22 protein-coding genes and 1 tRNA gene are annotated in these 23,955 nt (G+C 47.8%); 3 read left to right on the top strand and 20 right to left on the bottom strand.

Translation table 11 applies throughout. The features are described from left to right. The first annotated feature begins 22 nt into the window (after positions 1-22). Complete coding sequence (locus tag HQ49_RS01085) at positions 23-763, top strand: DNA alkylation repair protein (RefSeq protein WP_039417979.1); 741 nt, start codon at positions 23-25, stop codon at positions 761-763. A 151-nt stretch (positions 764-914) separates the two neighbouring features. Here the strand turns inward: HQ49_RS01085 and HQ49_RS01080 are convergent, their stop codons facing one another. The 18 genes from HQ49_RS01080 to HQ49_RS00990 all read right to left on the bottom strand — a co-directional run bounded on the left by HQ49_RS01080 (position 915) and on the right by HQ49_RS00990 (position 17,005). Beyond that, positions 915-1,526 carry a hypothetical protein gene (locus HQ49_RS01080; RefSeq protein WP_039417915.1) on the bottom strand — a complete coding sequence of 204 codons (612 nt, stop codon included), beginning with the start codon at positions 1,524-1,526 and terminating at the stop codon, positions 915-917. A gap of 308 nt (positions 1,527-1,834) precedes the next feature. After that, entirely contained in the window at positions 1,835-2,488 is a 654-nt protein-coding gene (locus HQ49_RS01075) for a hypothetical protein (RefSeq protein WP_152569112.1), read from the bottom strand. Beyond that, positions 2,488-4,464 carry an ATP-binding domain-containing protein gene (locus HQ49_RS01070; RefSeq protein ID WP_039417912.1) on the bottom strand — a complete coding sequence of 659 codons (1,977 nt, stop codon included), beginning with the start codon at positions 4,462-4,464 and terminating at the stop codon, positions 2,488-2,490. The genes HQ49_RS01075 and HQ49_RS01070 overlap by 1 nt, the downstream gene beginning before the upstream one ends. 1,145 nt (positions 4,465-5,609) lie before the next feature. Beyond that, a tRNA-Ala gene (locus HQ49_RS01060) sits at positions 5,610-5,686 on the bottom strand. Between the two features lie 55 nt (positions 5,687-5,741). After that, positions 5,742-6,137: a GtrA family protein gene (locus HQ49_RS01055; RefSeq protein WP_018964577.1), complete on the bottom strand. Its 396-nt coding sequence runs from the start codon at positions 6,135-6,137 to the stop codon at positions 5,742-5,744. Then, positions 6,103-6,858, bottom strand: a complete 756-nt coding sequence (locus tag HQ49_RS01050) for a hypothetical protein (protein ID WP_039417911.1) — start codon at positions 6,856-6,858, stop codon at positions 6,103-6,105. The genes HQ49_RS01055 and HQ49_RS01050 overlap by 35 nt, the downstream gene beginning before the upstream one ends. A 166-nt stretch (positions 6,859-7,024) precedes the next feature. Continuing rightward, positions 7,025-8,374, bottom strand: coding sequence for a dihydroorotase (locus tag HQ49_RS01045; protein ID WP_039417910.1), 1,350 nt, complete (start codon positions 8,372-8,374; stop codon positions 7,025-7,027). A gap of 10 nt (positions 8,375-8,384) precedes the next feature. Next, positions 8,385-9,122, bottom strand: a complete 738-nt coding sequence (locus HQ49_RS01040) for a polyprenol monophosphomannose synthase (protein ID WP_026292108.1) — start codon at positions 9,120-9,122, stop codon at positions 8,385-8,387. A gap of 145 nt (positions 9,123-9,267) precedes the next feature. Then, the gene (locus HQ49_RS01035; RefSeq protein WP_039417909.1) at positions 9,268-10,491 is read right to left on the bottom strand and encodes an FtsX-like permease family protein; all 1,224 of its coding nucleotides are present in this window, start codon (positions 10,489-10,491) and stop codon (positions 9,268-9,270) included. 26 nt (positions 10,492-10,517) lie between these two features. Next, positions 10,518-10,853, bottom strand: a complete 336-nt coding sequence (rbfA, locus tag HQ49_RS01030; RefSeq protein ID WP_018964582.1) for a 30S ribosome-binding factor RbfA — start codon at positions 10,851-10,853, stop codon at positions 10,518-10,520. Between the two features lie 39 nt (positions 10,854-10,892). Next, entirely contained in the window at positions 10,893-11,708 is an 816-nt protein-coding gene (locus HQ49_RS01025; protein ID WP_039417908.1) for a 5'-nucleotidase, lipoprotein e(P4) family, read from the bottom strand. Then, entirely contained in the window at positions 11,705-12,319 is a 615-nt protein-coding gene (locus HQ49_RS01020; protein ID WP_039417907.1) for a thymidine kinase, read from the bottom strand. The genes HQ49_RS01025 and HQ49_RS01020 overlap by 4 nt, the downstream gene beginning before the upstream one ends. Before the next feature lie 127 nt (positions 12,320-12,446). Beyond that, entirely contained in the window at positions 12,447-12,674 is a 228-nt protein-coding gene (locus tag HQ49_RS01015) for an immunity 17 family protein (RefSeq protein ID WP_004584157.1), read from the bottom strand. Then, positions 12,674-13,090 carry a tRNA (adenosine(37)-N6)-threonylcarbamoyltransferase complex ATPase subunit type 1 TsaE gene (gene tsaE / locus HQ49_RS01010; protein ID WP_039417906.1) on the bottom strand — a complete coding sequence of 139 codons (417 nt, stop codon included), beginning with the start codon at positions 13,088-13,090 and terminating at the stop codon, positions 12,674-12,676. Before tsaE ends, HQ49_RS01015 begins: the two co-directional genes overlap by 1 nt. A gap of 11 nt (positions 13,091-13,101) precedes the next feature. Beyond that, positions 13,102-14,658 carry a type IX secretion system response regulator PorX gene (gene porX / locus HQ49_RS01005; protein WP_039417905.1) on the bottom strand — a complete coding sequence of 519 codons (1,557 nt, stop codon included), beginning with the start codon at positions 14,656-14,658 and terminating at the stop codon, positions 13,102-13,104. Positions 14,659-14,748: 90 nt separating this feature from the next. After that, entirely contained in the window at positions 14,749-15,915 is a 1,167-nt protein-coding gene (locus HQ49_RS01000; protein WP_039417904.1) for an ATP-binding protein, read from the bottom strand. A gap of 51 nt (positions 15,916-15,966) precedes the next feature. After that, on the bottom strand, positions 15,967-16,356 hold the full coding sequence (locus tag HQ49_RS00995; RefSeq protein WP_039417902.1) for a hypothetical protein: 390 nt from the start codon (positions 16,354-16,356) through the stop codon (positions 15,967-15,969). Positions 16,357-16,363: 7 nt separating this feature from the next. After that, the gene (locus HQ49_RS00990; RefSeq protein ID WP_039417900.1) at positions 16,364-17,005 is read right to left on the bottom strand and encodes an HU family DNA-binding protein; all 642 of its coding nucleotides are present in this window, start codon (positions 17,003-17,005) and stop codon (positions 16,364-16,366) included. 476 nt (positions 17,006-17,481) lie between these two features. On the opposite strand from HQ49_RS00990, the gene holB reads away from it, so the two are divergent. Together holB and HQ49_RS00980 are read left to right on the top strand one after the other, a co-directional pair. After that, a complete protein-coding gene (gene holB / locus HQ49_RS00985) occupies positions 17,482-18,627 on the top strand; it encodes a DNA polymerase III subunit delta' (protein WP_039417899.1) in 1,146 nt (381 codons plus the stop codon). Positions 18,628-18,871: 244 nt separating this feature from the next. Continuing rightward, positions 18,872-21,031, top strand: a complete 2,160-nt coding sequence (locus tag HQ49_RS00980; protein ID WP_039417897.1) for an elongation factor G — start codon at positions 18,872-18,874, stop codon at positions 21,029-21,031. A 208-nt stretch (positions 21,032-21,239) separates the two neighbouring features. On the opposite strand, the gene HQ49_RS00975 is transcribed toward HQ49_RS00980, so the two are convergent. Further along, a complete protein-coding gene (locus tag HQ49_RS00975) occupies positions 21,240-23,144 on the bottom strand; it encodes a YgiQ family radical SAM protein (protein WP_018964592.1) in 1,905 nt (634 codons plus the stop codon). Beyond that, a complete protein-coding gene (gene ispE, locus HQ49_RS00970) occupies positions 23,123-23,947 on the bottom strand; it encodes a 4-(cytidine 5'-diphospho)-2-C-methyl-D-erythritol kinase (RefSeq protein WP_039417896.1) in 825 nt (274 codons plus the stop codon). Before ispE ends, HQ49_RS00975 begins: the two co-directional genes overlap by 22 nt. Positions 23,948-23,955 lie beyond the last annotated feature (8 nt).

The raw sequence follows: 23,955 nt of genomic DNA, 5'->3' as shown, positions 1-23,955 counted from the left end.
TCTGAATTCAATATCGAACAAAATGGCAACGACGTATAGTATTACCGAAATGTTCGGCCGGAATTTGGCCGAATTATTATCAGATAAGATTATGATTGTATATCCCGATTTCGATCGGGATAGCTTCGTCCAAAGTGTTGAAAATCATGTCGTCGGGAAAACATATACCCGGCGAATCTCCATCTTCGCCTCACTGTTGAAAGAGCATCTTCCGGAAGATTATGAGAGGGCTTTATCCGTTTTGACAGGTATTTTGGGAGAAGAAAACCCTAACGAAACGGGAATGTTTACCCATTACTATTGGATCATGCCTATCGGGAAATTTATTCAGGAATACGGTCTCGACCACTTTGAGCTTTCCATCAATGCAATCGAAGAGGTAACCAAAAGAAATACAGGTGAATATGCTATTCGTCCCTACATTCGGAAGTATCCGGCCGAAACCCTGAAGAAGATGCAGCGATGGGCTGTGTCTCCTAATTTTCATCTGCGGAGACTGGCAAGCGAGGGCCTACGTCCCAAGTTGCCTTGGGCAACCAAATTGGACACTTTCATCAACAATCCCGAACCGGTCTTCCAAATATTGGAGCTTTTGAAAGAGGACGAGATTTTGTTCGTCAAAAAATCAGTGGCCAACCACCTCACGGATTGGCTGAAAGTGAATAAGGAAGCGGTAAAACCTATTATAAATAGATGGAGGGCCTCACAGAACAAGCATACGCAGTGGATCGTAAAGCGAGCTACTCGAAAAATTGATGTTTGATAAATCCTATTCCTTTCTTACGGACACATATATCGAAGAAGTCTTCAGTAGGGAATATCGGTTTGGACTCATTCCTGATAAACACCCGTGGGAAAGCAGATCATAAGCCCGATAAGGTGATATTGAAAGGGGGTGAGATCCAATATTTAATCTATTCGAATCGTATCGTGACGAGATAGTAATGGGGGATGCTAAAGTGTTCTCCTAACTTTTCGGGTGCAACACCCGATTGTACCACTTCGCAGTATGATCCGGAACCGTCTTCATGAATTGTGGGAGTAATAATGGCAAAAATCGTATTTCTTTTATCGAGATCGACCGTTAATTCTTTTTCTTCACCGAAAAAATCTTTTACAGCATATTTGTCCGGATCATAGGGCAAGGTGGAGTAGAACTTTTGGCTTGCAAATTTTGCTCCTCTAATATAAGTTTTTAGTTTCCCTTCATTGATTTTGAAGAAAAACTTGATCGATTCATGCTCGGATTTGATCCGAAAATAGTCTGTTTCAGTACCGTCAAACAGGGTAGAGGTATTCACCCGTTTCCCTTCTTTGTATTCTTCCAAATCTATTATATAAGATTTTCCTTTCAGTAGTTTTCCTTGAAAGGTCAGCTTTTCGACATAAATGTTTTCAAAGTCGATTATATCTTGAATCTCTTCATTTCCAATTCCGTAATGGCTTGTTACTTTGACCATTTCTTGTGCCGACAGCTGTTGTGATATTGTGAAAAATAACAGCAAGAAACTGATTTTTAATTTCATATATTGCTCTTATTAAAATAGGGGATAGTCGCTAATCAAACTCTTTTCTATGATAGTGTAGCACTATACATTGTTATTTTGTTTTCATAAAGTAGCGTTTTGTTTGTTCATATCTTATTGATTTTAACTGTTAAGAAACAAATAATTCGCTGCTTTTCAAGCATAATATCCACGTTCTTTGGGCGTTTACCACTAATCAGAAAACAAATTCATTGGCCTTTTCTTACGTCGAACTGGCGTTTTTAAGAGATAACTATTTACTCAGATTGGACTGCAAGGGATTGTTTCTGAAAATACTAAGATGTCTTTTAAAGATTGAGATAGAGGCAATCTGTTTTTAGATCATGCAGATCTTTGAACTGTTCTTGCGTCATAAAGCTTTGTAGCCCAAGTTTAAATGTTCCTCCTTGAGAATAGTTTATGTCAATATGATACTTAGGGTGTAGATTCCCATTTTCATTTTGGGGATCATGATCATAGCGCACATATGCTGGCTCATACTGAAGGAGCTCTTCTATTAAAGCTATACCTATTTTTTGTTGCTCACTGCTTGGATAAGGTTTTTCCTCCGTTAGATAGTCATACCATAAGTCTCCGAACGATATCCATTTGTTTTGGTCAATTGATACACCATTAAGGACTTCTCTCACTGCTGAGAGCTCTCTATAACTTATTTCTTGCCCATTTCTACTATAAATTGAAATAGACCCTTCTTCTCCCTCCTCAATACAGAAGGGATAGAAAATGCTTGTATATTTATTGGAACTATAAAATACGAAAAGACGAACCATTTTGTCAATAACCACACGCACACATGGTGGGTCCTGAATACAAGGATTCCTTCCTAACAGACATTCCGTCGCTTCAACGATTAAATGAATGTAGTCTATTTGAGAGCGAATAGACCTTTCTAATAGCCTCTCTTTCATATAACCAGGAATCCTACTGCTGAAAGACTTCATCACACATACTTTTTATTGGCATCAACCCATTCATCGATCTTACTGTCTTCCCACTTCTCGACTCCTCTAAGTTCACCAAGCATCTTTCTCAAACTTTCTTGTGCAGAAATCGGGATTCGATGAGCTTCAAATATGTTTTTTAGTCTATCATACAAAGATAGACGACGGATACTATCTTTAAATCGAGTCTGTATTTGCTCCTTCTCTGCACTACTTGGCTCTTTGATGACCATCTCTTTATGGAGATGTATTTGATCCCATCCATCCTTCATCTCTGAGCAGAGTGTTGTCTGGGTGATGAGATAAGATTGAATAAATGATCTAGTAAGCATCGTATATAAGGCATTACGATAAATAATGCTATTTCTTATTTCCCTAGTAACGCAGATGACAAAAGGGAATTCTAACCCCTTAACATTATTTCGATTACTTATCAAAAGTTTGTGAGGCTCTCTTTGTTTGGACTCATAAGCCTTATTTACCTTCCATCCAAAGGTGTCATAAACTTCGGCTTCTATAGAAGATGCCAGTCCATAGATATACTGCTCTGTATCAAGAAATATTATCCCTATGTCTTCTGGAAGTACTGTTGGGTGTTCTCCTTTAATCTCTTTAATAATATCCACAATAGCTGAAGAAAAATCTCTGTCCACTTGTTTCATACGGACACTCTCAAAAGAATCATCCAAATCTTCGAACCTCCTAATCGGCTCTCTTGTAAGACGATACTCACCATTAACTACAGAGACTTCATAGCCACAATCCTCCCATTCTTTCTTTTCTAACCATCTAAGCTTGTGTTGCTCAAACAATCCCATTCCTAATGCATGGGCAAACATTAGAGTTTTAGGGTCTGTTCGATAGCACTTTCCAAGTAAGAAGTCTGGAGTAATATCTCTTGATATATTTTCATCGAATATACTTTGAAATATATCTCCTGCCACATACACGGTCTTCTCTGTAACGGTCTCACAAAGTTCTATGAACTGAGAGGGAAAATCTTGACTCTCATCTACAAACATGTAAGTAAAGGCATAAAGCTGCTCCTCTTTTTGTGTGATTTGTTCTTTCGCCAATTTACAAGCACTCTCAAAAGACATTGATCTAAGCGAATAAAATGGAAGGCCATAAAATTCACATATGTATCGATATGCTCCCGAGTTTTCATCACGAGCACTCCCCCAAGCATTGACACACCATAGCCGCTTCCCCCACTCTATCTGTTGCTCAACCTTCATGAAGTTGAAAAACTGAGGAATCCTTGTACTTATTTCTGTTGCAAGAATCTTGTTATGGCATGTGAAACAAATTTTAGCATTCTCGTCTTCGGTATAAAGTTCTTTTAGTTTGTGAAGAAGCAATTCTGTTTTTCCCGTCCCTGATAATCCTTGTATCCGAATCGTTTTTTTCATTGGAGTTTCATATATGAATCTCGTTTGATCTGCATCAAATAATTGTATCTTTTGTTTAACCTTGTCTAAGGTTGTCTCAGGTACATTACTTTTAACTCTTTCAATATCATTGATACTACCGATCAAAAGAGAAATCAGGAGGTCAACATCTTTTATATCAGATGGATCATTCAAAGAAAGGTCATCCCAAAATTGAATCACATCCGTTATAGGGGCTTCATGTACAGAAATTAGACGATACTTCCAAACTCTGGGCCTTCCCAAAGCCTCCTTATAATCGTATCTATCTGAAATATATCCGATATCCTCGATAATATCTTCCACATGCTCATTGAATTGCTCTGACTCTGCTTCAGGAATCTTGAGAATCGCAATGCGATGCTTGGGCCTGAGAACAATTAAGGCCATCCCCTTTGGATAATTATCATATTTCTTTTGTTCCGCCAAGGGTCTATCCAGCACATATATCAGAGCCTTGTTGGTAGTCGCATATTCCTCAAGTTGAGCGACAAACTCAGGCTTATTGACATCTAACTGAAGCTGTAAGTAAAAATAGTTACTCATTATCTGTGATATTTTATGGATGAAAAAGCTAAAAAGACTATGCAGACATTGATGTGGCAAAGATAATCATTCGATCAATCCAGAACCATGCATCCTAAATTTCAGATCCAAGTATTTAGCATCAAAGGTATATTGTACTTGATACCTGAATATGTACGCACGCGAATTGAGCTTGTCAGTCAGTACCATTACTCGAGAGATTAAGCGTAACAGAACAGCATCTCACAAAGTCTACAATCCATGCTTTGCCCAAGAGCTAGCCGATGGGCACAAAGACCAAGTGCACCACAAGAAGCGTGTCCCGGAGCACCTGAAGAGGAGGACTCTAACCCTTCTAAAGGAGAAGCAATGGTCTCCTATGCAAATCTCAGGATTCTTCAATCTAGAGGGTAAAAGGCTCTCTCACGAAATGATATACAAGTAGATTCGTGCAGATAAGGACAACAAAGGCTGCCTCTATAAGCATTGTCGTCATAAGCTTAAACATCGTTCTCGTCCTGTTGGTAGAGCATGTAATATTCCAGGAAGATTTAGCATTTACGAAAAGCCAGAAGAGGCTAATGGAGAGAGAGCGTATTGGAGATACGCATTGCGAATTTATAGAGTTTCCGGGAAAAATCACCCTCCGGTACGATTTCTTTTGTGGGAAGATGGTAGAAGGCAAAAATGTATGTCGCAGTCAAAAATGACATCCTACAGAAAATATGAAATAAGTGGTTGATTCATAGCACTTTGTGTATTGACCAAAGAAAGCTCAAAATACTCCTGAAGCAAACTATATAGTTTGGTCAAACTAAACTATATACTTTGGTGAAACTAAACTATATAGTTTGGTGCAACCGAACTATATACTTTGGTCGAACCAAACTATATACTTTGATAAAGCCAAACTATATACTTTGGTTTGGCCATGGTTTTCAGTCTCTGTGTCAATGTCCAAAAAGGAGTCGGGGAAACGATGCAATTTCTTCCTAAATGCCTATAACACAATCACTTTTATATTTTGTCATTGTGCTGATAGGGATCATTGGCTTTCGGCTTTTATTTGGGAAGATTGTCGGGATAGGGACAGGAGGAAAAATATCCGATGAGGACAAAAGAAAAAGGTGCAAACTGCATTGACTGCCGGTTTCCACCTTCTTTTTTGGTGGAGTATAGCGGACTCGAACCGCTCACCTCGACACTGCCAGTGTCGCGCTCTAGCCAGATGAGCTAATACCCCGTTGGTTTATTGCGCTGCAAAGATAAGGAGTTTTCTCTATTGACCAAATATCGCACTACCGTTCTTTGCCGAATGTAATGAACTTATTGGCAAGGAAATTGATAATGGTGAAAAAGGCCATTCCTATCAGGTGGTTGTAATACTTGTCGTAGGAGGTGGAGTATTCGTTGAGCCACATCAAAAGTCCGTATTGGAGTGCATAGCATATTACGAACATAAGGATGAAGGGTACGAATGTCTGCCTCCAAGAGGTCCGGCTCCGGAATGTCCATTTACGATTCCAAATGAAGCTATTGATGAGTCCTGCTATATAACCGATCAGATTGGCCGGTCCGTCTTTCATGCCGGCTACCTTGAGCAGCAGGAAGATTACAATCATGGAAATGAGCGTATTGGATACGCCTACGATACCATATTTAATTAGTTGCAGGAAGGTCGTTTTCTTCGGCATATTTCTTCAGGGCTACTTGGGCACCCTGTGGGGTAAGCAGTTGGGTATTGGTGATGATAAATGTAGTGGAAAGAAAGTGGCCGAACTGGTTGCATTCGGCTATGAAGGATGAGAAGAAGTTTCTCAGATCATAGTTGATCGGGACAAGGAAGGTCAGGAGCAGATAGTTGCTGTGCATCTCCAGCCGTTCTATTTCTCCGGATGCTTTGCCGATACGGTATAGCAACTCCTTCTCTATCAGTTCTTCCTGATAGCGTTCGAAGTCTTGCAATTTGTCCGTATGGAGAAAGGCCATGAAGCGCATCATGCCATCATGGCCGCCCAGACCACTGGTTATGACCAGTTGCTTCTCATCTACCAGATCGGACAGGATACCTATGCGAGCTTCCAGCTGGGCCATCAAAGCCCAAGGCCTCATCGAATCGGGAGCGGATTCGAGATAGCGTTCGATAATCCTGAATACTGTGATATTGCCTGTGATGGCAAGGCGGAGCAGAGTCATTTTCTTGATGTCGTCCGAAAGTATAGGATCGAACAATAGCTGCTCTGCATCTTGGACTTCGTTCTCGCTAAGCTGTATGCCACGTCTGCGCATCTCTGCCGACAAACGGAAATAAGAGGCTTGCAATTCTATCGGTATATGCTCATCAAGCTGATGGACGTGTTTGAGAGCTTCTTCCGACAGGCCTTCGAGCGGTGATTGCTGTCTTTCTTCTTCCATGAGGATTGAGGGGCGAATGTTATACTGTAGCCGTAACCTGTTTAGAAGATGCTTATGGACTTGATCGCCATATTCGATACATCAACTGTCCGGCGTGAGCAATGATAGGCAAAGATTAGACAATATGCAAGACAAAACGGTACGACAAGAGAAGAATACGATTCTTCTATCTGTCGAAGAGTAGCGGATGTACCGTGGGCCGGCTTTCGGCCAAGCACCCTTTTGCATAAGCCAGGCATCCATTGACAAAAGTGTATGCGACGCTGTGACTGAAGGTGAAGCCTTCGAAAGGAGACCATCCGCAGAGGCTAAGTATATTATCGGCAGATACGGTGAGAGGAGATGACGGATCCACAAGTACCAGATCGGCATAGTAGCCCGGACGAATGTAGCCCCTCTTCTCTATGGCGAAGAGAGTGGCCGGTATGTGAGAAGTCTTGCTTACTATTTCTTCGATGCTGAATATGCCTTGATGGCAGAGTTCGAGCAAGGCGAGCAAGGAGTGCTGCACGAGTGGTCCGCCGGATGCAGCCTGCAAGCAACTGCCTTCTTTTTCTCTTAGCAGATGCGGGGCATGATCCGTAGCTATAATATCGATGCCTCCATTGCGTACGGCTGCACGAAGAGCCTCCCTGTCCGATTCTTTTTTGATGGCCGGATTCCATTTGATCTTGTTGCCAAGTCTGTTGTAGTCGGCATCGCTGAACCACAAATGGTGTACGCAGACTTCCGACGTGATTCGCTTTTGTGCTGTGGGTATATCGTTGCGGAAGAGACTCAGCTCTTTCTCTGTCGAGAGATGCAAGATGTGCAGACGGGCATTCATCCTATCGGCCAGCTCCACCGCTTCTGCCGATGAGCGGTAACAAGCCTCTTCGCTACGGATGAGGGGGTGGAAATGTATGTCCAAATCATTCCCGTATTTGGCTTTGTAGTGCTCTTTGTTGGCTCGGATGATTTCCTCTTTTTCGCAGTGCGTGGCGATGAGCAGGTCGCATTCTCCGAATATTTTCTCCAGCGTATCCTTATTGTCCACAAGCATATTGCCGGTAGATGAACCGAGGAATAGCTTCAGACCGGGTACCAAATGTTTGTCCACCCGTTTGATCTCATCGATGTTGTCATTCGTGCCACCGAAGAAAAAGCCGTAGTTGGCCCATGCCGTATCTGCACCGATCTGCCTTTTCTCCAACAGTCGCTCCCACGTAGTGGTAGGAGGATTCGTATTGGGCATATCCATAAACGAAGTGACTCCCCCTGCTACTGCTGCCCGGCTTTCAGAGGCGATGGTAGCTTTGTGCGTCAGTCCCGGCTCGCGGAAATGAACTTGGTCGTCTATACATCCGGGGAATAGCCTCAGACCGCTACAGTCTATGACTTCATCGGCAGAGAGATTGTCATCCGCAGGTAGCTCTCCTTCGATAATACGGGAGATAAATGCGCCATCGATCATCACCGAACCGAGGAAGGTCCTTCCCTCGTTGGTGATAAGTGCGTTGCGAAGAAGAATTTTCATCTCTTTCGTACTATTTTCTTTTGGGAAATCCTTTGAATAAGTGCCAGTAGCGTAACTTGATTACGCCTGTGAAAGCTTCACCGAAAATGGAGGAGTTCATTTTCGACGTTCCCAAAACACGATTGACGAAAGTGATGGGAATCTCTTTCAGACGAAATCCGAGACAGTGGGCCGTGTATTTCATCTCGATTTGGAAAGCGTAGCCCTTGAAATGTACCGAATCAAGATCGATGGCTTCGAGAACTTCGCGGCGGTAGCAAACAAATCCGGCAGTCGTGTCGCATATATTCATCAGGGTTACGAGACGCACATATACGGATGCATAGTAGCTCATCCATACACGACTTTTAGGCCAGTCCTTGACGCCTCCGCCCGATACATAGCGCGAGCCGATCGCTACATCGGCTTCTCCTGTGGCACAGGCATTGTATAGACCGATCAGCTTGTCTACCGGATGGCTGAAATCACAGTCCATCTCGAATATATAGTCATACCCTCGTGCGATGCTCCATTTGAATCCGGCTATATAGGCCGTACCCAAACCCAATTTGCCTTGTCTCTCGATCAGATGAAGTCTTTCAGGATAGATGACCTGTTTCTCTTTGACGATCGCAGCCGTTCCGTCGGGCGATCCGTCGTCGATTATCAGAATATCGAAAGTTTTGGGTAGAGCGAAGACCGTTTCTATCATTTTGGCCACGTTCTCCCGCTCATTGTAGGTAGGGATAATAACTATACTGTCTGTCATCGTGTACTTTCTCCGAGTTCGTTTGCTGAACATCTAATCGGCATAGCCGGCACTCCTTTGCCACAAAGATACGAACTTTGATATACGCAAACACCTTATTCCAAAGCTTTTGCACATTGTCCTCGTTCCCGAATGAGGCCTTTCGTCAGCTGTTTTTCAGCCTGCGATTGATGAAATAGTGGACAGGATAATAGGCAGCTAAGTAGCTGAGTGTGAATATAGTCAGGAATATGATGACCAGATCCACTGCATCCATTCTGACCGGATATGCCACCGATCCCAAGCCCATTTGCAGGGTGATCAGACCATACTGCTGCTGTAGCACACACAAGCCTATGCCGATCAGAATGCCGATGGCTGCTCCCGTCATGGAGACGAGCAGCCCTTCTAACCGAAAGATACGAGAGATGGTTTGAGATGTTGCTCCCATCGAGTGGAACGTATAGATGTCTTCCTTCTTTTCTATAAGGAGCATGGAGAGGCTGCTGACGATATTAAACGTAGCAAGCACAAGGATAAACAAGAGGATCAGGTAGCTCATCCACTTCTCCATCGCTACCAAGTGAGTGATTTCGGGATGCTGTCCGGCCAAATCGAGTACTTGGTAGCCGCTCCCAAGTGTCTCTTTTAGGCGGAGAGCCGTTTGCACTGCATCGCTACCCATTTGTAGCTGTATGGCCACGGCTTCTGCTTCATGCTCCGAATAATCGAGGAGTTTGCGCAGACTGTCTATGGAGAGGATGATGGAATTGTCCGCGGGTTGCAGGCCGGATGCAAATACCGAGGCTACTCGTCCTTGGAGCACCTTGAATGCACCGGCCGGAACAAGCGGATTGATCAGCCCGATACGACGGGGAACAATTATCTCTACGTCGTCTACAAAGCCTGCACCGAGCTGCATTTCTGTTGCGATGGCTGCGCCGATATTCAGAGCTGTAGCTCCGGATAACGTATTCGTAGCGAATGTGCCTGCAAAGATGATGGAGTCTATCCTGACGGTTTGGGCGTAGCGATCGTCCACACCCATGAGAGAAACGGCCTGCTGTCGATACTTCGTCTTTAGAAGACCTTCTCCGGTGAGGATGAAGCTGTACGAACCGATCCCTTCCGTTTCGAGAGATGTGAGCAAAGTTTTATCTTCTGCCTTTATCAGCGAATTGTCTGCCGAACGAATCATAAGAGGGGGATCCGTTACAGCCGAATGCGTCATGATCAGCGCTTCGTATCCATTGAAAATGGAGAGGATACAAACCAGGGCCGAAGAGACCACGCAGACAGCTATCGCTGAAACGAGCGAAACCACATTGACCGCACTGAATCTTTTGCGGGAGAACAGATAGCGGCGGGCTATGAAAAAAGGAAAGTGCACAGCGTCTTTGATCGGGCGACCGTTTCTTATTTATTCAGCAGACGGTCTATATTCTCCAGATAGTCCAGCGAGTCATCTATGTAGAATGTCAAATCCGGTATCTTGCGCAGTTGGGTACGCACCTGCTGCCCGAGGTCATAACGGATCGTCTTTGTATTGTGTTTGATGCTCTCAAGAATCTCGCTGCTCTTCTCGGATGGGAATATACTCAAGTGTATACGCGCGATGCTGAGGTCGGGACTTACACGCACGTTCGTTACCGAAACTATTACGCCCGGCAGGGATTTGGCATCTCGCAGGAAAATTTCGCTGAGTTCTTTCTGAAGCAGTCTTTCTATTTTGCTTAGTCGTTTGTTGTCCATAGTGTGAGTCTGTCTATTCGATGTGTTTGCTTATGGGGGCTATCTGCTGCTCTGTGAGCGCAGTCGTTTGAGTGCTTTGTCTCTTTCGGGTAGCGGCGGATACTTTCCGCCGTACCATGCCGGTTCCCAAGATCCGTAGTTGGGATTGGGCAGCATGATGAATCGCCGGCCAAACTCCCCGGCTGTCAGGCCCAGAGCCTGTTTGCGTCCGGACTCTTCTTTGGTATTGAAGAAGTGGTGGAAGTCGCCCAGGTTGTCGCCTATGAGCAATACTATTTCATACCGTTCCTGTATTTTCAGCCGACGAGGTTCTTTGTCGGATGGCCCATGGGTCGTAAGCAGATGTTCTTCATCGGCAAAGGGAAATCCGTAGTGCTGAAGGTTCTGAAGAGTTGCTTCGCGCAGATTGTCTCTGCGGTTGGTGACGTAAAAGACCTCGATCCCCTTGTTCGCTGCATGGAGAAAGAAAGACAAAGCACCTGCCAGCGTGTCGGCATCGGCCTGTGCACACCATTCTCCCCAAGTCTCTTCATCATAATCTTTGCCCCTGAGAGCCTGATACACGGAGTTAGGCGTATTGTCCAAAATGGTCTCGTCTATGTCTGTTACGATGGCATAAGGTTTGGCCCCTTGTTTGTGTTCTGCCGGTAGAGCGTCCACTCTTTCTGTGGCGATGTTGTATGCCTGAATGCAGAGAGCTTGATATTCGGCCGAACGTTGTATCCAGGCCGAAGTAAAGAGCTTTCCGCCGAGAGTCCACTGCGGATCCTGTTTGGTTACAGAGCAGCTGCCCAATGTCAGTACAAAGAGGGAGAAGCCGGCAATGATTGTGACTGTCAGATGTCTGCTGTTCATATTGTCGAATGGATTTCTTCTGTTTGAGGGAGAGAACTGCATTTCCGATAGCAGTTTCTGCACAGGGGACTGTATTCGTTCAGTTCGCCCAGCATCACTTGCTGATCGCCTTGGACACGACGGAAAGAATAGCTGGCCAGACGGCCACATTCCACACACACGGCATGAACTTTGGTCACGGAGTCGGCTATGGCACATAAGCCCGGCATAGGCCCGAAAGGCTGACGCCGAAAGTCCATATCCAATCCGGCGATCACAACGCGAACACCCTGATCGGCCAATCGTTGGGCTACTTCCACAAGACCCTCATCAAAGAACTGGGCTTCGTCTATCCCCACCACATCCACTTGGGAGGATAGCAGCAGTATATTGGCCGAATTGTCCACGGGAGTAGAAGCGATAGCATTCCTGTCGTGCGAAACGACATCCGTTTCGTCGTAGCGCATGTCGATGGTCGGCTTGAATATCTCCACTGTCTGGCGCGCTATCTTAGCCCTCCGCAGACGGCGTAGCAGCTCTTCCGTCTTACCACTGAACATGGAGCCGCATATCACTTCGATACTTCCCCTGCGAATATTGTCGGCATGGTTGTTCTCTATTTCGTAATCCATCGGTCTGAATTTGATTCCGACCGTAAAGGTAGAGGTTTCCCCTTGAAGAGGTTATAAGGAATATACGAAAATGAGACTGAGCAGGGGGGTGCTTTTTTATGATGACGATTCTACTGCAAGATACTTTTCAGAGCTTGATCAGTCCGAAAGCCGCGGCACTCAGCAGAGCCACTCCTATTATAATATAGAAGATACGTGCGCCTCGCTTGCCGAAGGCATTGATCCAAATGCGTGCTCCTCGGCTGCTCAGTAACCAATCCGGACAAAGCAGAGCAGTCAGCAGCGAAACCAGACCGACTATGGCAAAGAGGATGAGATAGAAGTCCCGAATGACGAACGACATCGGAGCAGGCATTAGAATGTAAGCCTGCGCTTGCCGTCTTCCAGCTCTTCGATTCGGACATGAACCGTATCGTTCGGCAGTATCGGCCCCAGAAGCTCCGGCCATTCGATGAAGCAGAGACTACCGCTATCGAAATAGTCTTCTACACCCAGATTCAGGGCGTCTTCTATCTTGTTGAGCCGGTAGCAGTCGAAGTGATAGATCAGTTCGCCCGTCTGATCCGAGCGGTACTCGTTGATAATCGAAAAGGTGGGGCTATTAATAACGTCCGATACGCCCAGCTCCTCGCATACGGCTTTGATGAAAGTGGTCTTGCCCGTACCCATCGGGGCGTAAAAGGCAAAAACGGTATTGTCGCCCATCAGGGCAATGAAGTCGCGTGCTGCGCGGCCGAGGTCGGACGTACTGTCGATAGTGATCGTATTCATGTATGAAGTATTTACTTGGGTTGCATCGTGATTACGGGTACAAGCATCTCTTCGAGCGATATGCCTCCGTGCTGGAACGTATTGCGATAGTATTGTACGTAGTAGTTGTAGTTATTCGGGTAGGCGAAGAAATCATCCTCTTTCGTGAAGATGAATTTGTCCGAGAGGTTGTTATGGGGCAGCCCTACACTTGCAGGATCTTTGATCTCGAATACTTCTTTCGGGTTGTAGTCGAGGTTCTTGCCTATTTTGTATCTGAGGTTGGTATTGGTACTTCTGTCTCCGACTACTTTGACGGGATTCTTCACCTGAATAGTTCCATGATCGGTGGTCAATACCACTTTATAACCCATTTCGGCAATGCTGCGGAAAAGGTTGTAGGTGGTCGAATGCTTGAACCAGCTCTTCGTCAGCGAGCGATAGGCCGCTTCGTTGGATGCCAGCTCTCGGATCATCTTGCTGTCCGTACGGGCATGGGACATCATGTCCACGAAGTTCAGGACTATCACATTGAGCTGATTCTGCGACAGTGACCGGATTTGTCCCAGCAGCCGTTCGCCGAATTTGGTCTCATATACCTTATTGTAGGAGAAGCTGTAGTGCTTGCGGTAGCGTTCGATCAGCGTCCGGATCATAGGTTCTTCGTTCAGGTTCTTACCCTCTTCGCTCTCTTCGTCCACCCAGAGGTCGGGAAACATCTTTTCTATCTGCAACGGCATCAGGCCGGAGAAGATGGCATTGCGTGCATATTGGGTCGCTGTCGGCAGGATGGACAGGTACATATCTTCTTCGAAGGTGTAAAACTCGCTGAGCATGGATTTCACGCTTTCCCACTGATCCTGCCGAAAGTTGTCTATGAGGATGAAGAATACCTTTTCGCCATTGTCGAGTAGGGGGAATACCTTCTGTTTGAAAAGATCCGGACTCATCGTTGGACGTGTATCCGGCTTGGCGATCCATTCCCGATAGTTCTGTGTGACGAATCGGGCAAAGAGACGGTTGGCTTCCTGTTTCTGCATTTCGAGGAGTTCGCCCATCTGCCTGTCGGCTTGTTCCAGCTCTATCTCCCAGAATACGATCCGGCGGTACAGTTCTTTCCATTCTTCGAAGGAGAGCTTACCACTCATCTGCGTGCCAAGTTGGACGAACTCTTGCCGGTAGTTCGTGTTCGTGGTTTCGCTGATGATACTGTGCTGCTGCAGGTTTTTCTTCAGCGACAGGAGGAGCTGATTCGGATTCACCGGTTTGATGAGGTAGTCCGCTATCTTTCCCCCGATGGCTTGTGTCATGATATGCTCCTCTTCGCTTTTCGTTATCATGACGACGGGTGTGTAGGGTTTCAGCTCTTTGATCTTCTGTAAAGCATCCAGTCCGCCGATGCCGGGCATGTTCTCATCGAGGAATACGATGTCGAAGTCGTTATTTTGCAAGGCTTCTATGGCATCGTTGCCACTAAGTACGGGTGTTACCTGATATCCTTTCTGTTCGAGAAATAGAATGTGCGGTTTGAGCAGGTCGATCTCATCATCGGCCCATAGTACGGTATACGGTCTCATGTTTTTCTCCATAATTATGTTCTTCTCTATGTTAGTATAGGGTATAACGGAAGTGGCAAGTTTAATGTTGCAGGTGAATGATGCCTTTCCCGCTGTTGTGTCTTATCGGCCGAAGAGATGTTCGTTTTTCCTCCAGGGAACAACGGTACCGTGTGAGGTCTTCAGGAGTTCTTCGCCATTGTAAATAGCAAAACACCGATCGGTCGGGACGCCGGACAGCTCCGCCCATTTGATCATGCCTTTGAAATAATCGGACGAGTAGGTGGCTCCCGATTTGATCTCATAGGCGTATTGGTCCGATCCGATGGTCTGTATCAGATCGATTTCATTTCCGGCTGTATCTCTCCAGAAAGTCAGATTGGGCTGCTCGCCCTTGTTGTAGGAATGTTTTACAAACTCATTGATCACAAGATTCTCGAACAAACCGCCTCGCAGGAAATGAGTGGGAAGCTGCTCCACGGTTTGTATACCCAAGAGGGAACAAGCCAGCCCCGTATCGTAAAAGTATAGTTTCGGGGTCTTGACCAAACGTTTGGTGTAATTATTGTGATCGGGTTGGATGCGATAGGCTATATAACTTGCTTCCAGGAGCGATAGCCATGCCGAGGCAGTTGTCTGCGATATGCCACATTCGTTGGCCAATGATTGGAGGCTGAGCAACTGACCTATCCGACCGGCACAAAGCCTCAGGAAGAGAACGAATTTGCTCAGTTCGCCTATATTCCGAAGTTGTCTGACATCGCGTTCGACATAGGTCTGGATATAATACGGGTAATAATCCACGGGTGAGATGCCCTTGTCGTACAACCTCGGATATGCGCCACGGAAGATAGCTTCGTCTGTCGAATGGGGCAGGATATTGCCAGCACGCATCTCGTCTTGTGCAAAGGGTAGCAGTCGGAGGACAGCTGTGCGTCCGGCCAGTGTCTGTGTGATGTTTTCCATCAACAGGAAATTGTGCGAACCGGCCAGGAGATACATGCCTTCTCGGTTTTCCTTATCCACGTGAGACTGTAGATAGGAGAAGAGCGTGGGCACGCGCTGCACTTCGTCGATGATCGTACGATCGGGGTAGGTGGATAGGAATCCACGGGGATCTTCTGTAGCGAACAGACGCATGTCTAGCTCTTCGAGCGAAACGTAGCGATAGTCTGAGAATACTGTCCTGAGAAGCGTGGATTTGCCCGACTGTCGGGGACCGGTAAGGGTTACGATCGGATACTTCCGGCTCATGTCCGAAAGCTTATCGGTTATCGTTCGTGGGATCATCGTTTTCTTGTTTTCGCGAAGCTAAAAATAAACGTACAGTTTTGCAAGGCTTCAATCGTGAAAGTAGTCGTACAGCTCTTCGTAGTAGTCCTCGTAGTCATTGAGCGGTTCGCGCTCATCGTCCTGATCCGCTTTTTTCTCGCCTTTATACGGTATGGGGGAGGGGGTGTCGGGAAATCGGCCTGTGTCGCGATAGATGATCATACGATTGTCGTAGTCGTAGTTGAGGATGTCCGTTACAGGACGATTGGGATCGTAGTTGAGCCAATACTGCTCTTTGGCCGTTTTCGTTCCGCTGTCCGCTTCTTTGCTGCCACTACACAGACGAAAGAGGAGGAAGCAGTTAAAAAGGAAAACGATTGCCCCCCAGATCATTCGCTTACGGTTCGGCCTCTTTTCCCCCTCCGGCTGTCTCCGCCTTTGCTGCTTTCCTTGGGCCATTATCTTCCTAATCTATTGATTCGCCGTTCTGTGATGTGGCTTCCGGCAGGACGTAGACTTTGTGCGAGCGGAGTCCGCGCGTCGCCAATTTGCCTTCTTGTACCCAGCGGTTCAGTTCCCTTGTGGCACTATGTTTGAGCAGACCGGAGAGTACGCTGTACTCGGCTATCCGGATGTATCCTCTATGGCGGATATGTCCTACAGCCAAGCGATAGCGTTCTTCCTCCTCCGCTTTGGGGCGGGATTGGCCGAAGCTCGGACCGCGCTTCACACTCATGCTGCGCATTCGTCGTTTGGCTTGCGGTGTGGAGCGGAAATTGATGTCCACGGCTTGGACGGAACCGGATCGGATTTCCTTTTTGTCACTTACACCGCGGGACTTCACTTTGGCCGAAAACGTGCCGATATTGCCCAGCCGGAAGCTATAGCCCGAAGCCAGATATTTGAATATCAATTCCTCCATGGCTGTCATCAGTCCCATGATGTCGCCGGCACTGAAGGACGACCTGTCCGAGATGTCCCGGCAAAGGTCCTCGGTGGTGCACTGCTGTCGGATGATAGCTTGGGCAAAAAGCCGTTCATCCGCCTCTTCGGATTCATTTTGGTCGGGACGTCGTGGCATCTTGCGGAAATTATACAGGATGGACATAAGCGAGATAGGGTAGGGTTGTTCCGTTTTCGATACAGACTTGTCAGCATCTGTCTGTCCTCAGCTCACCGGAGCAGTGCCTATTTTTGCACTGACCTAAGGGCGAAACATAAGAAAAACAGAGCTTTGAGTCCTGTTGATTAAGATACAAAGATAATACTTATTGCCGGAATCTATATGGCAATTCTTTAGAATCTCATGGGAAGTTTTATAGAATCACAAATGTGTTTCTTGTAACTCTCTTTTCTTATTCCTACAAAAAGCAGGCAGGTAATACCATATTGCTTCGTGAAGAAAAGATTGATTCGAACTGCTTTTTTGCTTGGCGACAGCCCGGATAGCCACAAGTATTCGGCGAGAACGGACGGACTGCGCACCGAGTCAGCCTTTATGGATCGAAAAAACTGCGTAGGGAAACTCCCTTGTCTCCCCTTCTGCGTATATTTGCAGGGCAATCAGCACACAGTCATCGACCCATGTATTTTCGCGACGTTGCCGGACTTGAAGACCTGAAAACCTATCTGAGGCGAACGGCTCAGACGGGGCAGATAGCCCATGCCCAGCTCTTCGCCGGAGAAGAGGGCGGAGGGGCTTTCCCTCTGGCTCTGGCCTACGCACGCTATCTCAACTGTCAGACGCCGACCGATACGGATGCTTGTGGCCATTGCCCATCGTGTCTGAAATACGATGCACTGGCACACCCCGACCTGTTTTTCGTCTATCCTGTTGTAAATGCCTCCTCTTCGCCTACACCGAGCGATGACTACATCCGTCAGTGGCGCGAGATGCTCGGATCGGAAACGTATTTTACCCCTGCCGACTGGCTCGAATACATCAAGGCCGGCAACAGCCAACCTATCATCTACAGCAAGGAAGCCGAAGCCGTGGAGCAGAAACTCAGCTTCCGCATCTATGAAGCTGCGTATCGTGTAGTGATGATTTGGCAACCGGAGCGGATGAACGAAGCCATGGCAAACAAACTGCTGAAGCTTATAGAGGAGCCGCCCGAGCATACGCTTTTCTTTATGATCAGCAGCGAGGCGGACAAGGTGTTGGGTACGATCAGGAGCCGTACGCAGCTGATCAATGTGCGCCTGCTGCACGAAATCGAAATAGTGGAAGCCCTGTCTCGTAACAATAAGGGAAATACGGCGGACATCATCCGCATAGCGCATTTGGCAGAGGGCAACTATCGGCAAGCCATGGATCTCTATCGGGGCGAATGGGCGGATCGCGACAACTTTGTGCTTATGGGGCGAATGATGGGTAGTATCATCAAGGGGGATCCCTCCAAGATGCGTCCCGTGGCAGATGAGTTGGCCGCTCTCGGACGCGTCAGTCAGATCGGGTTCCTTACTTATTGTTTGCGACTCTTTCGTGAGCTGTATATAAGCAGAGTAGGCGTTGCAAAGCTGAACTATCTCTCTCCCGAGGAGGAGTCCTTCGCCAATATGCTCAGCGGAGGCATTACGGGACAGAATATCCGTCCGGTGATGGAGGAGGTGGAGCTGGCTATCCGCCATATTCGTCAGAACGGAAGCGGTCGGATGATTTTTTTCGACCTCCTCCTCCGCCTTACAGCTGCTCTCACCCCTGCCCTTCGTGCCAAAGGCCTCAAATAAGCAACCCGGCCTTCCCTTCATCATACGACCTGTGCATAGGCCGGGTACGCCCTGAACGTATCACCTTTTCAGTGTATTTTTTGTCGCTTTTTCACATCCGCTCGAGGTCCTTATTGCTTTTTTCGGATATTATTTCTACATTGCGGGCAAAGATGATTGGCACCGCTTCCTGAGGTCTGTACAGCCTCTCGAAGCGGCGATTCTAATCCGGATTGTTAAAAACACTAATAACAACGACTTCACCATGAAAGTGTACAAGACAAATGAGGTGAAAAACATCTCCATTTTGGGTAGCTCCGGCGCCGGAAAAACCACCCTTGCAGAAGCGATGCTCTTCGAGGGTGGAGTGATAAAACGTAGAGGAAGCATAGATGCAGGCAATACGGTCTGCGACTATTTCCCCGTAGAGAAGGAGTATGGATATTCTGTATTCTCTACGGTTTTCTCTGTAGAGTGGCAGGATAAAAAGTTGAATTTCATCGACTGCCCGGGAGCGGACGACTTTATCGGCGGTACCGTCTCGGCTCTGAACGTCACGGACTGTGCCCTCGTAGTCGTGAATGCGCAGTATGGCGTGGAAGTAGGGCTTATCAATCAATTCCGTTATGTGGAGCAGTTGCACAAGCCCGCCATTTTCATCATCAACCAGTTGGATCAGGACAAGGCCGACTTCGACTCTGCTGTATCACAGCTTCGGGAGCGATATGGCTCCAAGATCGTGCCCGTACAGTATCCCGTAAATGCGGGAGCAGGGTTCAATGCCGTGGTCGATGTGCTGAAGATGAAAATGTATCGCTGGAAACCTGAAGGAGGTGTGCCCGAGGTGCTGGAGATTCCGGCCGAGGAGCAAGACAAAGCGAAAGAAATGCACCAGGCTCTGGTAGAGGCTGCGGCCGAAAACGATGAAAGCCTGATGGAAAAATTCTTCGATCAGGGAAGTCTCTCTGAAGAGGAGATGCGCGATGGTATCCGTGCCGGTCTGATCTTGCAGGGTATGTACCCTGTGTTCTGCGTCAGTGCGGAGAAGGATATGTGCGTGCGCCGTACGCTGGAGTTCCTCGGCAACGTGGTTCCCGGTGTAAACAAGCTGCCGGCTCCTGTGGCAGTGAGCGGAGAGGAAGTGAAGCCCGATGCTTCAGCTCCCCTTTGCATCCATTTCTTCAAGACAACGATAGAACCGCATATTGGTGAAGTATCATATTTCAAAGTAATGAGCGGTACCCTCACCGAGGGAGTAGACCTGCTCAATGCTGACCGAGGCTCCAAGGAGCGCATCAGTCAGATATTCGTGCCGGCCGGACAGCAACGCATCAAGGTGGATCAGATGTGTGCCGGCGATATAGGAGCTACCGTGAAGCTCAAAGAAGTACGCCGTGGCAATACGCTGAACGAAAAGGGCGTGGAGCATCGTTTCGATCTGGTCAAATTCCCCGAACCCAAGTACCGTCGTGCCATCAAGGCTGCCAACGAATCCGATACGGAAAAGATGAATGCAGCTCTGAATGAGATGCGCGAAGAGGATCCGACATGGATCGTGGAGCAGAGCAAAGAGCTGCGTCAGACCATCGTCAGCGGACAGGGGGAATTCCACCTGCGTACGCTCAAATGGCGATTGGAACACAACGAAAAGATCGAGATAGAATATATAGAGCCTCGTATCCCCTATCGCGAGACCATTACGAAGGCTGCTCGTGCGGACTATCGTCACAAAAAGCAGTCGGGCGGTGCCGGCCAGTTCGGCGAGGTACACCTGATCGTGGAGCCGTACAGCGACGACAAACCGCTGCCTGAATCGTTCAAATTCGGTGGACAGGAATTCCGCATCACTCCGCGCGACACGCAGGTAGTGGAATTGGAATGGGGTGGTAAGCTCGTCTTCGTCAATAGCGTAGTGGGTGGTGCCATCGATACGCGCTTCATGCCTGCCATCCTGAAAGGTATCATGTCGCGCATGGAGCAGGGCCCGCTGACCGGTTCGTATGCCCGCGACGTTCGCGTAGTGGTCTACGATGGTAAGATGCACCCGGTGGACAGCAACGAAGTATCGTTTATGCTGGCCGGTCGGAATGCTTTCAGCACGGCTTTCAAAGAAGCCGGCCCGAAGATTCTGGAGCCTGTCTATGATGTGGAAGTATCGGTTCCTGCCGATTATCTGGGCGATGTCATGAGCGATATGCAGGGACGTCGTGCCATCATCATGGGTATGAACAGCCGCAAGGGGTATGAGCAGCTTTTGGCGAAAGTGCCTCTGAAAGAGCTTTCCAACTATTCCACTTCGCTCAGCTCCATCACCGGCGGACGTGCATCCTTCACGATGAAGTTTGCCTCCTATGAATTGGTTCCTGCCGATGTACAGGAGCGTCTGCTGAAAGAATACGAAGAGCAGACCAAGGACGAAGCATAGTCTCTGCACTTCGATCTATTACCAACCAAATCAAAGAGGCTGCGCCGACCATTGGCACAGCCTCTTTCTCATGTTGTAAGCCTGGGAAAAGCAGTTTTTCTCCGATTGGGAAATTCGAGGATTGCTTTCGTCTCGTCTCTACCTTTTACCGCTCAAAAGCTCTTCGCCTTTCGTCAAGATTTTCCGGCTTTAGGAGCAATCTTTTTCGTTAAGAATGGCGTTTTTTGCTTTTGCCTTTGCGAGACTGCGCGGATGGAGATGTATGGCGATCGTTGCGAGAGGGAGTAGGGCGGTCGAATAGCTTGGCAATGAGATCCGGTCGTCCGATTCGGTGTAGCTCGCGACGGATCTTGTCGGCTTCTTCCCGTTTGTACCAAAAGAAAAACATGTGCTGGCGCATCTTTTCTTCTTTCTTGATGGCTGTATATACGGGTTGGAGCGTATAGGGATGGTAGCCGGTGTAGTACATTTCCGTCGCTAATGTCATAGGTGTGGGAGTGAAGTCCTGTATCTGCTCCAGCTTGAAGTCGAGCTTTTTTGTCAGTATAGCCAGTTCGGCCATATCCTCTTCGGTGCAACCCGGGTGGCTGGATATAAAATAGGGGATGAGCTGCTGACGCAGCCCGTGCGCTTCGTTGATATGTTGGAAACGTTTGGTGAATTCGGCAAACTGCCGGAAAGGGGGCTTGCGCATCAGGTTGAGGACGCGATCCGAACTGTGTTCGGGAGCTACTTTCAGGCGTCCCGATACATGCTTTACGATGAGGTCTTCCGTATATTCGTCCGCGGCTTTCTTCAGAGCCTTGTCTTTATAATCATGAAGGAGGAGATCCATTCTTACACCACTGCCGATAAAGCTCTTCTTGATCTTGGGATTCTTATCGATCCTTCTCAATAAATCCAGTAGAGGACGGTGATCGGCATTCAGATTGGGGCATACATCCGGATGAATGCAGCTCGGCTTTTTGCAGCGTTTGCAGATCGAGAGGTCATAGCCCTGCATCTTGTACATATTGGCCGAAGGGCCTCCGACATCGCTCAGATACCCCTTGAAATCCTCCATTTCAGTGATCTCTTTCACTTCGCGGAGTACGGATGCTTCGCTGCGCGAGGCTATAAATTTTCCTTGATGGGCCGAAATGGTACAGAAAGCACAACCACCGAAACAGCCACGATGAACATTGACCGAGTGCTTGATCATCTCATAGGCCGAAATAATCTTCCCCTTATAACGGGGATGAGGCAGGCGCGTGTAGGGTAGGTCGAATGACTGATCTATTTGTGCCGTACTCATGGGAGGGAAAGGGGGATTGACCACGATGGTAGAACCTCCGACGGCCTGAAGTATGCGGTCTGCTTCGTAGCGATTGCTCTGTATCTCTATCTCTCGGAAGTTTTGTGCCTGCTTGCGTTTGTCCGACAAACATTCTTCATGGGAGAAGAGGTGCCGATCGTTTTCGCAGGGCGCAGGTGTCTTTCCTTTCGGGACAAGATAGGCTATCTGCCGAATGTTCTTCAAACTATCGAACGGTTCGCCGGCTATCAATCGCTGTGCTATCTCGTGCAAAGGAAGTTCTCCCATGCCGTAGATCAGGAGGTCGGCTCCTGATTGGTAGAGTATACCGGGGAGCAATTTGTCCTGCCAATAGTCGTAATGCGTCAGCCGGCGGAGGGAAGCCTCGATCCCTCCGACAATGACCGGTACATCCGGAAATAGCTCTTTCAGGATGCGAGTGTAAACGATGGTCGGGTAGTCGGGACGCATATCCGAACGTCTGTCCGGTGTGTAAGCGTCTTCGCTGCGGAGACGGCGATTGGCTGTGTATTTATTCACCATCGAATCCATCGCTCCGGCCGAAACTCCGAAAAACAAGCGAGGACGCCCCAGTTTGCGGAAGTCTCGAAGATCGTCGCGCCAGTTCGGTTGGGGAACGATAGCCACACGAAGCCCTTCGGCTTCTAAAATCCTTCCGACTACGGCAGCACCGAAGGACGGGTGATCCACATAGGCATCTCCGCTAAAGAGAATGACATCTGCTTCGTCCCATCCTCTGGCCTCCATTTCTTTTTTGGAGGTAGGTAACCAATCTGTCAGGGTATGATGCTTTGCCATTGGAAGCAGTCGGTGATAGCAGCCTTATCGAGCTGAGGCTTTTCCCGGAAAAGACCGAACAGTGCTGATCCGGAACCGGACATAGCAGCATACAAAGCCCCCGATCGATAGAGCATTTCTTTTAGTTCGGCAAGTCGAGGTTGTGCAGGGAAAAGGCTTTCTTCGAAATCATTCACCAATTTCCCCCTCCATTCCTCTACGGGCATGCGAATAATAGTGTCCGGCATTGTCTCTCGTTTACCTACATGCTTGAGCCCTTTGTATGCAGCTGCTGTGCTGATATGGATGGGTGGTTTTACTATAGCGATATGGAGACCGGACAGAGAGAAACCGGGCAGTGGCGTAAAGACTTGGCCGAGGTCAGTGGCCAATACCGGCCGATTTCCTATGAAAAAAGGACAATCGGCACCGATCGTCAGTGCTATTGCCGCCAACTCTTCATTATCGATCGGCAGAGAGAAATAGTCCCTTACGAGCTTGAGCATGAAAGACGCATCCGAAGAGCCTCCCCCCAAGCCCGCTCCTGATGGAATGTGCTTGATAAGCTCGATAGTCAGTGGGGGAAAATCGAATTTTTGGCGAAGAGCCATGACCGCTTTCACGACCAAATTGTCCTCCGCTACGGCGTCGATAGGAACGCCATGGACGGAAAGGCAGTCGCATGTATCCTCTCGTGCTTCGATTTCCAAGGCATCGGTCAGCGGGATCGGATAGAAGACTGTCTCGATATTGTGGTACCCGTCCGCTCGCTTGGCTACAACTTGCAAGCCGAGGTTGATTTTGGCATTGGGAAAAACGATCATGGCTCGAC

It is taken from the genome of Porphyromonas gulae, assembly GCF_000765945.1.
In the GTDB taxonomy this organism is placed as follows: domain Bacteria; phylum Bacteroidota; class Bacteroidia; order Bacteroidales; family Porphyromonadaceae; genus Porphyromonas; species Porphyromonas gulae.
This window is presented reverse-complemented; position numbering and strand designations above follow the sequence as displayed.

Bases quoted from the DNA above. Each gene is read 5' to 3' on its own strand.
- HQ49_RS01050 (WP_039417911.1), bottom strand. From the start codon at position 6,858: ATGGAAGAAGAAAGACAGCAATCACCGCTCGAAGGCCTGTCGGAAGAA.
- HQ49_RS00975 (WP_018964592.1), bottom strand. From the start codon at position 23,144: ATGGCAAAGCATCATACCCTGACAGATTGGTTACCTACCTCCAAAAAA.
- holB (WP_039417899.1), top strand. From the start codon at position 17,482: ATGTATTTTCGCGACGTTGCCGGACTTGAAGACCTGAAAACCTATCTG.
- HQ49_RS01080 (WP_039417915.1), bottom strand. From the start codon at position 1,526: ATGAAATTAAAAATCAGTTTCTTGCTGTTATTTTTCACAATATCACAA.
- HQ49_RS01015 (WP_004584157.1), bottom strand. From the start codon at position 12,674: ATGCCTGCTCCGATGTCGTTCGTCATTCGGGACTTCTATCTCATCCTC.
- HQ49_RS00980 (WP_039417897.1), top strand. From the start codon at position 18,872: ATGAAAGTGTACAAGACAAATGAGGTGAAAAACATCTCCATTTTGGGT.
- HQ49_RS01055 (WP_018964577.1), bottom strand. From the start codon at position 6,137: ATGCCGAAGAAAACGACCTTCCTGCAACTAATTAAATATGGTATCGTA.
- HQ49_RS00995 (WP_039417902.1), bottom strand. From the start codon at position 16,356: ATGGCCCAAGGAAAGCAGCAAAGGCGGAGACAGCCGGAGGGGGAAAAG.
- HQ49_RS01020 (WP_039417907.1), bottom strand. From the start codon at position 12,319: ATGGATTACGAAATAGAGAACAACCATGCCGACAATATTCGCAGGGGA.
- HQ49_RS01070 (WP_039417912.1), bottom strand. From the start codon at position 4,464: ATGAGTAACTATTTTTACTTACAGCTTCAGTTAGATGTCAATAAGCCT.
- tsaE (WP_039417906.1), bottom strand. From the start codon at position 13,090: ATGAATACGATCACTATCGACAGTACGTCCGACCTCGGCCGCGCAGCA.
- HQ49_RS01085 (WP_039417979.1), top strand. From the start codon at position 23: ATGGCAACGACGTATAGTATTACCGAAATGTTCGGCCGGAATTTGGCC.
- HQ49_RS01045 (WP_039417910.1), bottom strand. From the start codon at position 8,374: ATGAAAATTCTTCTTCGCAACGCACTTATCACCAACGAGGGAAGGACC.
- HQ49_RS01000 (WP_039417904.1), bottom strand. From the start codon at position 15,915: ATGATCCCACGAACGATAACCGATAAGCTTTCGGACATGAGCCGGAAG.
- HQ49_RS01040 (WP_026292108.1), bottom strand. From the start codon at position 9,122: ATGACAGACAGTATAGTTATTATCCCTACCTACAATGAGCGGGAGAAC.
- rbfA (WP_018964582.1), bottom strand. From the start codon at position 10,853: ATGGACAACAAACGACTAAGCAAAATAGAAAGACTGCTTCAGAAAGAA.
- HQ49_RS00990 (WP_039417900.1), bottom strand. From the start codon at position 17,005: ATGTCCATCCTGTATAATTTCCGCAAGATGCCACGACGTCCCGACCAA.
- HQ49_RS01025 (WP_039417908.1), bottom strand. From the start codon at position 11,708: ATGAACAGCAGACATCTGACAGTCACAATCATTGCCGGCTTCTCCCTC.
- porX (WP_039417905.1), bottom strand. From the start codon at position 14,658: ATGGAGAAAAACATGAGACCGTATACCGTACTATGGGCCGATGATGAG.
- HQ49_RS01075 (WP_152569112.1), bottom strand. From the start codon at position 2,488: ATGAAGTCTTTCAGCAGTAGGATTCCTGGTTATATGAAAGAGAGGCTA.
- ispE (WP_039417896.1), bottom strand. From the start codon at position 23,947: ATGATCGTTTTTCCCAATGCCAAAATCAACCTCGGCTTGCAAGTTGTA.